Below are 11421 nucleotides of genomic sequence, written 5' to 3'. Positions count from 1 at the left end.
GTTTTAATTTATGTTGCATAGAGGAACCTGAGGCACATTTGAGTGTTAATAATCTTCGTGTTGCTGTAGATTTCATAAGCAAAACAATTAAAGAGAGCAATTCGCTACTCCAGACTTTAATTTCCTCTCATAACCCAAACATAATAAACAAACTTGAATTAAATAACGTAGTTGCCTTGACCGGAAATAAAGCTGTTGATTTAAGCTCAGCAGATCCTAAACTTCTTGATTATTTAAGAAAGAGACCTAACTTTGACATACTCAAAATGTTGTTCGCAGACAAAGTAATTTTAGTTGAAGGCCCTAGTGAAGAACTATTGATTAACACATTTCTTTTAAGGCAATCATCATACCTTAACAATATCGAGGTCATTGCAGTTGGCCAAAGAGGATATCGTACTTTTTTAGACATATGGCTTACACTTAATAAAGACAACCCCAAAAAATTAATCGGTATCATTCGAGATTTCGACAATTCGGATACATCTAAAGCCGCGCATGACAGATATGACACAGAGAATGAAAACGTATTCATTAGAACTACACAGGGGTATACTCTAGAATATGATTTCGCACGTGCTGGTAACAACACAAAACTTCTTAGTGCACTTTTTGAAGTTGACGAAAATGAAGACGCAGTTGCACGTCATATGATTCTTGGAAAAACATCTCGAATGCTGCAAGTGTGTGATGCAATGTCAAGAGAGGAATCCCCTCTAGCAATTGTATTACCAGATCATATTCAGCAAGTAGTTGAGGCATTGTCATGATCGATATACAATTAGCCGGAGCCGGCGCAGGAAAAACTTTTGGCTTAGCAGCCGACATAACGAATTACTTACTAACTTGTGATAACAGCAAAAAAATATTTGCTTTAACCTATACAAATTCAGCCACAATAAAAATACAATCAGAAGTTAAAAGAAATTTAGGTTACATTCCTCAAAATCTAATCATTCAAACAGTACATAGTTTTTTGTTGCATGAAATAATATATCCTTTTTCGAACTATTCTTTAAATGAAATATACAATGATATTTCTTTGCAACCCATCGGGAACCCTCAATATAAAAATGCTTTTTTCAGTCGCTTGAGAAGCAATAATATTATTCATGCTGAAAATGTATATCACATTTCAAGAATGATTTTAGATAAAAATTGTTCTCGGCATAGCAACAGAACAAAAAAAGCGAGAGTGGATTTTATTTTATCACTCATTGCATCAATTATTGACAAAATATATATTGATGAGGTACAAGACCTAGACGAAGAAGCTCTAATTGCGTTTGATGCATTAGGTCAACATATAAATATTTATATGATCGGTGATACTAAGCAAGCATTGAAATGGACAGGTTCGTTGCGAGACTACATTGCTAAATCAAGCAATTCTGAACATATTAATTTACTCCCCATAAATAACATTACGCGGAGAGTTCCTACTAATATACTATCAATCTCTAATTTATTTTGTTATCAGGGCCAAGAACAAGAATCGTTAAACAGCACCCTTGGAGTTCTAAATTACATAGAATCCTCCAGTGAAAACTACCAGTCTTATTTAAAAGAAAAGTCTACCACAGCGTTAATTTACATAGAGCAAAAACAAGGCGTATATCTAACAAGACAACAATCCAAAAAAATCACTTTTCCAAAAGAAATCAAACACAAAATATCACAAATAAAACATAACAAAAACCCAGAATTATTCGAATCCGCTTTACTCTTAGACCTCATTGATTTAGTTGCGGCCTTGGGAATAAGACCAGCATTAAATTCTTTTTTAAGAAAACACAACATTCAACTGTCCATTCCAGAATATGGCCAGTTAGCCAGTTGCTTAGATGACGAGCAAAATATAAATGACGACTTTATAGTAGTCTCTAGTATTGATGCAGCTAAAGGATTGGACGCTGATCATTGTATTTTCATCTTAACAAGAAATACTGCAAGGTACTTATTCCGTGAAGTATCTCAAGAATCTCATTTCAACAAAGAATGGATGCGTATGTATGTTGCGTTGACCCGCACTAAACGCGAGCTAACTTTGGCAATTGACCATAATTTATTCTCGACCGAGGAAATCGCCCCTCTTATACAAAAAATAGAACTCTTAGGGTTTACAAAAAATATCATTTAAGTTTAATGTGAGCTTCATAATTATGAGGCTCACAATCATTGATCTCGTTTGAAAAACCATCCCATTTACTCTCTATCGGAAAGTGAAATTTTTTATCCCCAAAGATCACTACGGCTCCTCGAGCCAAAACCTCAAGCTCAAATTGCCGAATCTTTATTCCCTGCATTGCCAATTCATAACGAATTCGTGGTATTTGTGCTCGTTCTATTTTAGCCATGCGGCCAGATGGAGCAATCTGATACATTTTTTTCAACTCACTTTTCATTCGCTTTCGAATAGACGTCGTTGAAGCTTGTTTAAGTACTCTTCTAAGAACCACTAAAACGGACTTGTCATCCCATGGGATTACTCCGCTATCAACCAAATTTAACACCGCTGCGGCTTGCTCAGACGGTGCGGGTGTCATAACTGGATCTCCATCGCCGGTGAGCTTTCCACAGTTATTGACAGGACTCCGAGGCGCGGCAGAGCCGCTTTTTAAGGTCAAAGGCTCAACGGCCAAAACCTTTGGAACGATGCGCCATTCGGCAGTACGGGTTACATGAACACGGTGAGCCCCGAGATGAGGGGCATAAATACCGACCACCCTCTCGATATCTTCTTCGTACTCGTTAACTTCATCCGTCACCTTACGGGCCACCCTGACGACCTGAGCATCACGCGGCATGTTTGCCCCACCCTGCGCGATGATATACCGCTCAAAGTCACCCTCATCTGCAGCAGCTCGCGCGGCCTCAACCCTGTCGTCAAACTCGCAGGCAATACTCACCCCACGCGGCAGCTTGCGCAGTTCTCGGTAAGCGCCCATTGTCGGTAGGCCAATTGGTTTAAATTGCGGTATACGCCATGTAGACGCCCATGCGGTGACGGCTGCGGCCGTATCTTTCAGAGGCTTGCCGGTGTCGTGATCGAGCTGGCCGTCGAGTGCGTAACCGTCGATATTTTTTGCAATGTATTTAGCGATATAACCCGCCGCTCCGCCCTGATTAAGATGGCGTGACTCAAAGCGCTGTTTTGCCGCGCCCTTTTCGTGTCCGTCCTCTTTGAGGGCATATCGACGCATGATTTCGTTAATGGCTTTACGCTGACCGGGTTTGCAAAACAGCATCATGTGCCAGTGAGGCGTACCGTCGTGGTGCGGTTCGACAACGCGCAACCCGTAAACCTCTAAATCGTTATCTTTGAACGCGGTACGCATCAGGCTCCAGATTCGGCAGAGGTAACGCTGGCCGTCTTTGGGTGTGAATGCGTTTTCGTTCCAGCCGTGATTGAGCTGCACCGTTTTGCTTTCGCCTTTGCCGACCTGTCGGGTCGGATGATATTTCGAGGGTGTGGTCAGGGTGATAAACATCCCCACGTCACCGGCGCTGGCCGCGTAGCGCTCAATCCCGGCGATGGTGTTCATCAGCTCCATGCGGCGTATCTCAGGATTTGAAATACTCCCCATGACCTTGCTGATGAGGTCTATACGCTCGCCGGTGACTTTGTTTTCAAGCTCGCAGGATTTCAGGTATTCGAGATTAGCCAGGCGGCGCGAATGAACATCGCGGATCGCCATTTTGCTGGCGTAGGGTGAACGGTCTTTGTTGACCTCACCGGCAGCGATGAGCAGCCCCTCGCGCCAGCGCATACGCTGCGCCTTGAGCTGGTTAACCCACCACTCGTCTTTTATCAGTCGTGAAATAGCGGAAAATGCCATGCGGATCGTCATCTGACCCTTAAGGTATTTTTTCCAGTACATCGGGGTGAGGTTGAAAGCGCGCGCGACCTCGGCAACTTTCCCGTATAAATGCGCCTGCGCCTCATCAGAGAAAAGGGTTTCTTTGCCGCCGTGAGCGTGCGCCCATGCGTCGCTTAACTCTTCATACCTGCTCCAGAGCTGAGAGGCTAATCTGGCGGCAAATTTCCTGAGCTCTTTGTCGTTCATATCCGGTAGGCGTGCATATTCATCCCGCGCAGACAGAAAACCAATCGAGGCGGATTCATTCATCCCGCACAGCTCATTAACACACTCAAGACGTGGCAGCAGCTTGCGCTCAAACGTGTTTTTAAGGAAATACAGCCCTCCTAAAGGGCTCTTTTTACGGCGGATGAAGTTATAACGCGATGTAAACAGCGTTTGCAGGAAAAACGGCAGACGGTCAATCCGGTTTAAAACACCTTGCACCTGACGGAGTTCGGCACGTGTAAGGGGTCTGTCGCGGCCAATGGCCTCTTTGGTGACGTTATTCCAGGGATAAGCACCAACGAATGAATCACTGGTGCCCTTCAAAAATGGTGGTGGTGGCGAGGGGGCAACACGCCCCCGAGGTTCGTTGGACATATTATTTAAAAGCGTCCAGACATAGCTTCCCCAAGCGTTCAATCCGAGCTTCCAGAGCTGAGAGGCCAGTAAGATCGCTGGTCAAAAGATCATGCAATACCAAGCCTGAGACAAGCTTAGGGATAGTTGGGTAGTAACCCACAACGTCCAACCATTCCTTACCTTCATTCTTCCCGGATGTAGCGGTCTTTTTTTCCTGCAAAATGAATTGATAGCGATCACTGGTGATGACGTATTGGTTATTAATCTCGATGCGTATGCTCATTTTTGCTTCCTGTTAAAAGTGGTTAGCCAGCTCTACCGAAAATTGAGTTGTGTAACTTTTCCGACTCCTGGCCTAATAACTCGATAATCTCGGTGCGATTAAGTTCTGACTTACTGATGTACGCGATAAGTCCGTCAAAATGAGAAGAGAAACGGGTCGCCGTGTCGCGCTGTGCCTCACTTACTGCCTGCGCCAGATGTGCCGAATACATCCCCCGCTGCGCTGTATTTTGTTCTTGCATTTGTCTATCTCCGGGCAAAAGGAGTCCCCACGCTGTAAGGCGCGTAATTAGTCGAATCCAGATTAATTAATGTAAATACTGCTCAGGTTTTACCGAGGTTAAAATAGTTGGTGCGTACTCAAAAAGGCTGAACAGCTCTCGCAGAGCGCGGAAAAGTTTGTCACGCCAGTAACAGTTCTCTTCATTCAAACGCCAGTGCGGCATCATAAATTCCTGCTCTGTCAGTCCAGCATGAAGAAACAATGAACGCCTTTGGCTGACGGTCAGGCGGCTGATGAAAGTTGCTTTTGACGCGCCAAGTTGACGATGCCGGGTGAATGCAGTTCTCAATTCATCAAGCGCACAAACAAGACGCTCACGATCGGCTTCGGTCATTTCCTCTAAGCGCATGACAGAGTGACGCTGTTTTAATTGAGCGTGGAAACAAACCGTAAGACGCTCCCGCTCCATCATCTGATTGTAAAAATCGCATGTATCTTGCCAGCGAGGCTGAGCCAGATACTTGCAGACCAGACCGCGGAGCGCTGTTGGTTGTTTCTGGATCACATCAAGTGTCATTACTGTCACAACCACAGCCCTCTTTTTTTGACCAAGCGACGAAGCTTCTCAATTACCCCCGTCTTACGGGTTCGGATAATGATGCCCTTGCGTCCGCGACCGTGTGTGATAGTGAAGTTGATTGGATTAGGGCTTTCTCTTCGAAGCAACTGTGCAATACAGCGAGGTTCATTCTTCATACTGGTTCCCCTAATCCGAGCCACATCAGCCAACCATCACGAATTTCCTTCGGGCGGCTGTCATATGCCATCTTCATACCCTTGTTCCATGCAGGCAGATAAACCCAATATTCCCCTGCGCGCCCACTCGTTGACTGCGGATCAGTCATCTCGACAACAGGAAGCTTGCCCTTTTCAATCATGCCTTTAACGGCTGCAGGTGTTTTACCAATAAGGCGCGCGAATTCCTGATATGGAACGGCGTCGCTCACACTGTCAATGACCCTATTCATTTGTGAGTATTCCTCGTTAGTGTTTTAATTGCTCCTAATGGCTATTAATTGCCATATTGGAGCCATTAGTTTGCGATAACGAATTGAAGATTACTCCGTTATCGTTTTTCTATCAATAGTGGAGTGTTAATTACGATGATGCCCGTAAATGAAAAGCTAGCGATCATGCGTGAGTCAGAACGTATGAATAGGAAAGAATTCAGTGACTTAACAGGCGTTCCATACAGCTCTCTTTCGAGTTACGAGAAGGGTGTAAAAGATATGGGCATACAGGCGGTGATGAAGATTTTGAATCATCCTCAGTTCAAAAAATACACTATGTGGTTCATGACAGAGACGATATCACCTGAAGCTGGGCAGATTGCACCGGCTCTCGCGCACTTTGGGCAGCAAAAAACAACGTCAGCCCACTCAGACCAGAAAACTGGCTAACTATTTATGGTGCTTATTTGTGCAGTAAATGCACAGTGAGTTTTTGCTATTTAAATCAGGAAATTGAAGTACGAAGTAACATCATCGGGAGGCTTTATGTCTGTTAAAAAGCTCGATGATGGTCGATATGAAGTGGACATTAGACCGGCTGGGCGTAACGGAAAACGCATCCGTCGGAAGTTCGACAAGAAAAGCGAGGCGATGGCTTTTGAAAAGCATACTCAATATAACCATCACTCAAAGGAATGGCTTTCAAAACCCACGGACAAACGCCAACTGTCAGAACTGAAAGAGTTATGGTGGAAGCTGAAAGGTAAACACGAGGAACACGGTCAATCGTATCTCAGGAAAATTGAGCGTTTCGAAACGATGACCGGTAACCCATGCGCTTTCCAGATCACCAAGAGCCTGATAACGCAATATTGTGCTCAACGCCGGGGTGAAGGTATTAAGCCAACTACCATCAACCGCGACCTGATCACGCTAGGTGGGATGTTCACAACCCTGATTGAGTCAGAACTGTATAACGGTGAGCATCCATTCAGGGGATTCAAAAAACTTAAAGAGCAGACAGCCGAAACGGGCTATCTCACTCTTGAGGAAATTGACGCCTTACTAGCTGCGCTCTCAGGTGATAATCGTAAAATTGCGGTTTTGTGTTTGAGTACCGGGGCAAGATGGGGAGAAGCTGCGCGATTGAAGGCGGAGAATGTGATTCATAACCGGGTGTCTTTCGTTAAGACGAAAACCAACACACCGCGCACGGTCCCGATCTCTGATGACGTTGCGGCTTACGTAGTCGGCAAAGCACGAGGCTTTCTGTTTCCTGAGGCCAGTTATGCTGAATTCAGGCGAATCCTCAAAGAAGTTAAGCCCGACTTACCGGCGGGGCAAGCAACACATGCGCTACGACACTCTTTCGCCACGCACTTTATGATTAACGGGGGCAATATCATCACACTGCAGAGGATCTTAGGTCATACGAAAATTGCGCAGACAATGGTCTATGCGCACTTCGCTCCTCAGTACCTGCAGGACGCGATTTCGCTTAACCCGCTGAAGGGTGCTAATGGTGGTCAGAGTGTCCACAATGTGTCCACACTCTAGCCGCTTTATATTGCTTTTGGCTGCTAGTAGTAAAACGTGAAGCCTTATCTGGCGCGGCTTTCCAGCTACGCCAGACATTAAAAAGGCTCCCGCAGGAGCCTTACATTCAATCAATGCAGCGACGCCAGCCTCGCCGCAAACCCGACAAACAGCAGCCCGATCAGGCCATTGCCCAGCTTTGCCAGTTTCTTTTTGGTTTTCAGATAGCGCGTAACAAACGCGCCGGAGAAGATCAGGAAGCTCATATAGATAAAGCTAATCAACTCGAGCGTGGTCGCGAGGATCAGGAAAGAGGTTCCGGTGTTTTTCGCATTCACGTCAATGAACTGAACGAAGAACGAGACGTAGAACAGAATCGCTTTGGGATTCGTCAGGCTTAATACCAGCGCGCGCTTCATGATCATACTGGCAGGCTCGGGGCCGCTCTCGTGCGCGTTGTTCTGACGGTTCACCACCGACCAGAGCATTTTGCCGCCCAGCCACAGCAGATAAAACGCGCCGAGATAACGCACGATATTAAACAGCACCGGGGTAGTCTGAATTAAAGCAGCAACGCCCGCCCAGGCCAGAAACATCAGTACCGCATCACCGATAAATACCCCTGTCGCGGCAAGATAGCCTTTTTTCACGCCGTGACCAATCCCGGTTTTCAGTACAAACAGGGTATTGGGCCCTGGCACCAGCACGATAAAAAATGCGCCGACCACGTACGTCCAGAAATTCAGTACACCAAACTCCGCAAACACTTCTCCCTCCTTTTGCTACACCCAACAGGAACAGCGCTGCAAATACGCTATTCAAAAAAAAGACGCTATAAAAACAGTGGGCACCATTACGGTGCCCTCATGGTTCTCAGAAATCCTGGACGGCGAACAACAACGCGTTGCGGTGCCGGGTCATTCCACATTTCCTGATGGCGTGAATACGCATATTGCGGCGGGATTGTGCTTCCAGCCAACGAGCCTTGCGACGACTCACCTGTCGCAACATGCGCCAGCGCCCTACTTCTGTTCTACTGCGCTTCATGTCTACAACTCTTTCTCTAAAAGAAAGGCCATTATAAACCCAACCCCACAGCAAACCAGCGCTTTTAGCTGGCGTTTTTATTTGCCAGATGATTCCTGATGCGTACACTCATAACAATACGCTTTCAAAAGGATTTTTTCACTCATGACAACCTTCTACACCGTGGTGAGTTGGCTGGTCATTCTGGGATACTGGCTGTTAATCGCGGGTGTGACATTACGCATCCTGATGAAGCGCAGAGCCGTACCCTCTGCCATGGCCTGGCTTCTGATAATCTACATCCTGCCGCTGGTAGGAATTATTGCCTATCTCTCTTTCGGTGAGCTTCATCTGGGGAAACGCCGCGCCGAGCGGGCCCGCGCCATGTGGCCTTCGACCGCGAAGTGGCTCCATGACCTTAAAGCCTGCAAACACATCTTTGCCGAGGAGAACAGCAGCGTAGCCTCCTCGCTGTTTAAGCTGTGCGAGCGCCGTCAGGGAATTGGCGGCGTAAAAGGCAACCAGCTCCAGCTGCTGACCTCCTCCGATGATGTCATGCAGGCGCTGATCCGCGATATCCAGCTGGCCCGGCACAATATTGAGATGGTGTTTTATATCTGGCAACCCGGCGGCATGGCCGACCAGGTGGCAGAATCGCTAATGGCCGCCGCGCGACGCGGTATTCACTGCCGCCTGATGCTCGACTCCGCGGGCAGCGTGGCCTTCTTCCGTAGCCCCTGGGCAGGCATGATGCGTAATGCCGGCATCGAGGTGGTTGAGGCGCTGAAGGTCAATCTGCTGCGTGTGTTTCTGCGCCGGATGGATCTCCGCCAGCACCGCAAGATGGTCATGATCGATAACTATATTGCCTATACCGGCAGCATGAACATGGTTGACCCCCGTTTCTTCAAACAGGACTCGGGCGTGGGCCAGTGGGTGGATTTGATGGCGCGCATGGAGGGGCCTATTGCCACCTCGATGGGCATCGTCTACTCCTGTGACTGGGAGATCGAGACCGGTAAGCGTATCCTGCCGCCGCCACCCGACGGCAATATCATGCCGTTCGAAGAGGCCAGCGGTCACACCATTCATACCATTGCCTCTGGCCCGGGCTTCCCGGAAGATTTGATCCATCAGGCGCTGCTGACGGCTACGTACTCCGCGCGTGAATACCTGATCATGACCACGCCCTACTTTGTCCCCAGCGACGATCTCCTGCACGCGATCTGTACCGCAGCGCAGCGCGGTGTGGATGTGAGCATCATTTTGCCGCGCAAAAATGACTCGCTGCTGGTGGGCTGGGCCAGTCGCGCCTTCTTTAGCGAACTGCTGGCTGCAGGGGTAAAAATATACCAGTTTGAGGGCGGGTTGCTGCATACCAAGAGCGTGCTGGTTGACGGCGAACTGAGCCTGGTGGGAACGGTGAACCTGGATATGCGCAGCCTGTGGCTAAACTTTGAAATCACGCTGGTGATTGATGATGCCGGCTTTGGCGGCGACCTCGCGGCGGTGCAGGATGATTATATCTCCCGCTCCCGCCTGCTGGATGCCAGACTGTGGGTAAAACGTCCGCTGTGGCAGAGAATTGCCGAACGACTGTTTTACTTCTTTAGTCCGTTGCTGTAAAACGTGCCCAACGATGTTAAACAGGTAGTCATCATGGAAATGGATCTGAACAATCGCCTGACCGAAGACGAAACGCTCGAGCAGGCCTATGACATTTTTCTCGAACTGGCGGTTGATAATCTCGATCCCGCGGACGTGATCCTCTTTAATCTGCAGTTCGAAGAGCGCGGCGGCGCCGAGTTGTTCGATCCTGCTGAAGACTGGGCCGAGCATGTGGATTTCGACCTCAATCCGGACTTCTTTGCTGAAGTGGTGATTGGACTGGCCGATGAAGACGGCGGCGAAATTAACGATATCTTCGCCCGCGTCCTGCTGTGTCGCGAAAAAAACCACAAGCTGTGCCATATTCTCTGGCGCGAATAATAAAAAAGGCTGCGATTGCAGCCTTTTTTATTTAATCCGCTAACTCACTTCCGCACCGGTTGCAGTACCGGGCATTAAGCTCATGTTCCGCCTGGTGGCAGCGCGGACATTTACGCTGCTGCTTGCGGGTCTGAAAGGCACTGCTCATGTGCGTGGTAATCAGCCCTGTTGGAATGGCAATCACCGAATAACCAATCAGTATCAGTACCGATGCGACAATACGTCCCAGCGGCGTATGCGGTGTGATATCCCCATACCCCACCGTCGTGACGGTAACAATTGCCCAGTAGACAGAGGCGTTGAGCGTCGTGAAACCATATTTAGGCCCTTCTATCAAGTACATCAGCGCGCCGAAAACAATCATGACGATGGCAATAAACGAGTAGAAGAGAATAAGCTGATGGCGGGCGCTGACGATTGCGCTCCAGAATATGTGCAGAGACGGCATAAAACGCAGTAATTTCAGGATGCGTAATACCCGAATAACGCGCATCGCGCGCCAGGCAAAGACATAGCTCAGGCTGATTTCCGGCCACAGCCACATTACATAGAGAGGCAGAATTGTGGCTAAATCGATAAATCCCCAAAAGCTGAAAACATATCGGGCCGGGTTGGGCCAGGCTATCACTCTGAGAAGATATTCCGCGGTAAAGACCAGGGTTATTATCAGTTCAAGCCAGACAAAGATATGCCACTCGTCAAACGTCAGATGATATTGCGTTCCGGCACCTGACTCTATAAAGATGACAATCACGCTGAGGAGCGCAAATAATCCGCAGAGCCCTTCGACGCGTCGTCCGGACAGCGTTTCAGGATCGAATAATAAATGATAGAGCCGCCGACGGGCTGACGTGAATATACGCGACACAATGACCTCGCAAAAAATAAGGGCTGACATCATGTCAGCCCT

Annotated in this window: 14 protein-coding genes; 6 read left to right on the top strand and 8 right to left on the bottom strand. The window is 47.9% G+C overall.

The genetic code is table 11. The features are described from left to right. Both GM298_RS17720 and GM298_RS17715 read left to right on the top strand, forming a co-directional pair. On the top strand, positions 1–770 hold a 770-nt coding region (locus GM298_RS17720), incomplete at its 5' end, for an ATP-dependent nuclease (protein ID WP_323138644.1). Next, positions 767–2140, top strand: a complete 1374-nt coding sequence (locus GM298_RS17715; RefSeq protein ID WP_266154815.1) for a UvrD-helicase domain-containing protein — start codon at positions 767–769, stop codon at positions 2138–2140. The genes GM298_RS17720 and GM298_RS17715, both read left to right, overlap by 4 nt. Here GM298_RS17715 and GM298_RS17710 read toward each other — a convergent pair. The 5 genes from GM298_RS17710 to GM298_RS17690 all read right to left on the bottom strand — a co-directional run bounded on the left by GM298_RS17710 (position 2133) and on the right by GM298_RS17690 (position 5978). After that, the gene (locus GM298_RS17710; RefSeq protein ID WP_266154813.1) at positions 2133–4463 is read right to left on the bottom strand and encodes a replication endonuclease; all 2331 of its coding nucleotides are present in this window, start codon (positions 4461–4463) and stop codon (positions 2133–2135) included. The two genes, GM298_RS17715 and GM298_RS17710, sit on opposite strands and share 8 nt — an antisense overlap. A 1-nt stretch (position 4464) precedes the next feature. Then, positions 4465–4728: a DUF5405 family protein gene (locus GM298_RS17705; RefSeq protein ID WP_266154810.1), complete on the bottom strand. Its 264-nt coding sequence runs from the start codon at positions 4726–4728 to the stop codon at positions 4465–4467. A gap of 22 nt (positions 4729–4750) precedes the next feature. Next, a complete protein-coding gene (locus tag GM298_RS17700; protein WP_266154808.1) occupies positions 4751–4969 on the bottom strand; it encodes a DUF2732 family protein in 219 nt (72 codons plus the stop codon). Between the two features lie 66 nt (positions 4970–5035). Next, positions 5036–5536, bottom strand: coding sequence for a replication protein B (locus GM298_RS17695; RefSeq protein WP_266154806.1), 501 nt, complete (start codon positions 5534–5536; stop codon positions 5036–5038). 166 nt (positions 5537–5702) lie between these two features. After that, positions 5703–5978 (bottom strand): regulatory phage cox family protein, encoded by a 276-nt coding sequence (locus GM298_RS17690; protein WP_032658818.1) that lies wholly within the window; start codon positions 5976–5978, stop codon positions 5703–5705. Between the two features lie 135 nt (positions 5979–6113). Between GM298_RS17690 and GM298_RS17685 the strand changes: the two genes are divergently transcribed. Together GM298_RS17685 and GM298_RS17680 are read left to right on the top strand one after the other, a co-directional pair. Continuing rightward, positions 6114–6410, top strand: coding sequence for a helix-turn-helix domain-containing protein (locus GM298_RS17685; RefSeq protein ID WP_266154800.1), 297 nt, complete (start codon positions 6114–6116; stop codon positions 6408–6410). A 96-nt stretch (positions 6411–6506) separates the two neighbouring features. Continuing rightward, entirely contained in the window at positions 6507–7517 is a 1011-nt protein-coding gene (locus GM298_RS17680) for a tyrosine-type recombinase/integrase (protein ID WP_266154797.1), read from the top strand. Between the two features lie 110 nt (positions 7518–7627). Here GM298_RS17680 and leuE read toward each other — a convergent pair whose 3' ends face one another. Both leuE and GM298_RS17670 read right to left on the bottom strand, forming a co-directional pair. After that, entirely contained in the window at positions 7628–8263 is a 636-nt protein-coding gene (leuE, locus tag GM298_RS17675) for a leucine efflux protein LeuE (protein ID WP_025756562.1), read from the bottom strand. A gap of 106 nt (positions 8264–8369) precedes the next feature. Next, positions 8370–8543, bottom strand: a complete 174-nt coding sequence (locus GM298_RS17670; RefSeq protein WP_088244222.1) for a YciY family protein — start codon at positions 8541–8543, stop codon at positions 8370–8372. A gap of 144 nt (positions 8544–8687) precedes the next feature. Here GM298_RS17670 and cls point away from each other — a divergent pair, with 144 nt between their 5' ends. Further along, positions 8688–10148, top strand: coding sequence for a cardiolipin synthase (gene cls / locus GM298_RS17665; RefSeq protein WP_025756561.1), 1461 nt, complete (start codon positions 8688–8690; stop codon positions 10146–10148). Positions 10149–10181: 33 nt separating this feature from the next. Beyond that, the gene (locus GM298_RS17660) at positions 10182–10511 is read left to right on the top strand and encodes an HI1450 family dsDNA-mimic protein (RefSeq protein WP_025756560.1); all 330 of its coding nucleotides are present in this window, start codon (positions 10182–10184) and stop codon (positions 10509–10511) included. A gap of 31 nt (positions 10512–10542) precedes the next feature. On the opposite strand, the gene GM298_RS17655 is transcribed toward GM298_RS17660, so the two are convergent. After that, on the bottom strand, positions 10543–11412 hold the full coding sequence (locus tag GM298_RS17655; RefSeq protein WP_252086830.1) for an ion transporter: 870 nt from the start codon (positions 11410–11412) through the stop codon (positions 10543–10545). Between the last annotated feature and the right edge of the window lie 9 nt (positions 11413–11421).

The organism is Enterobacter sp. HSTU-ASh6, from assembly GCF_026319105.1.
GTDB lineage: Bacteria > Pseudomonadota > Gammaproteobacteria > Enterobacterales > Enterobacteriaceae > Enterobacter > Enterobacter sichuanensis.
Note: the sequence above shows the minus strand (reverse complement) of the source record. Positions and strands in the feature narration are given on the sequence as shown.

What these genes read in the sequence shown, in the direction of transcription:
- GM298_RS17705 (WP_266154810.1), bottom strand. Translation starts at nt 4,728, where the DNA reads ATGAGCATACGCATCGAGATTAATAACCAATACGTCATCACCAGTGAT.
- GM298_RS17710 (WP_266154813.1), bottom strand. Translation starts at nt 4,463, where the DNA reads ATGTCCAACGAACCTCGGGGGCGTGTTGCCCCCTCGCCACCACCACCA.
- GM298_RS17685 (WP_266154800.1), top strand. Translation starts at nt 6,114, where the DNA reads ATGATGCCCGTAAATGAAAAGCTAGCGATCATGCGTGAGTCAGAACGT.
- GM298_RS17660 (WP_025756560.1), top strand. Translation starts at nt 10,182, where the DNA reads ATGGAAATGGATCTGAACAATCGCCTGACCGAAGACGAAACGCTCGAG.
- GM298_RS17680 (WP_266154797.1), top strand. Translation starts at nt 6,507, where the DNA reads ATGTCTGTTAAAAAGCTCGATGATGGTCGATATGAAGTGGACATTAGA.
- GM298_RS17700 (WP_266154808.1), bottom strand. Translation starts at nt 4,969, where the DNA reads ATGCAAGAACAAAATACAGCGCAGCGGGGGATGTATTCGGCACATCTG.
- cls (WP_025756561.1), top strand. Translation starts at nt 8,688, where the DNA reads ATGACAACCTTCTACACCGTGGTGAGTTGGCTGGTCATTCTGGGATAC.
- GM298_RS17690 (WP_032658818.1), bottom strand. Translation starts at nt 5,978, where the DNA reads ATGAATAGGGTCATTGACAGTGTGAGCGACGCCGTTCCATATCAGGAA.
- GM298_RS17715 (WP_266154815.1), top strand. Translation starts at nt 767, where the DNA reads ATGATCGATATACAATTAGCCGGAGCCGGCGCAGGAAAAACTTTTGGC.
- GM298_RS17655 (WP_252086830.1), bottom strand. Translation starts at nt 11,412, where the DNA reads ATGATGTCAGCCCTTATTTTTTGCGAGGTCATTGTGTCGCGTATATTC.
- GM298_RS17670 (WP_088244222.1), bottom strand. Translation starts at nt 8,543, where the DNA reads ATGAAGCGCAGTAGAACAGAAGTAGGGCGCTGGCGCATGTTGCGACAG.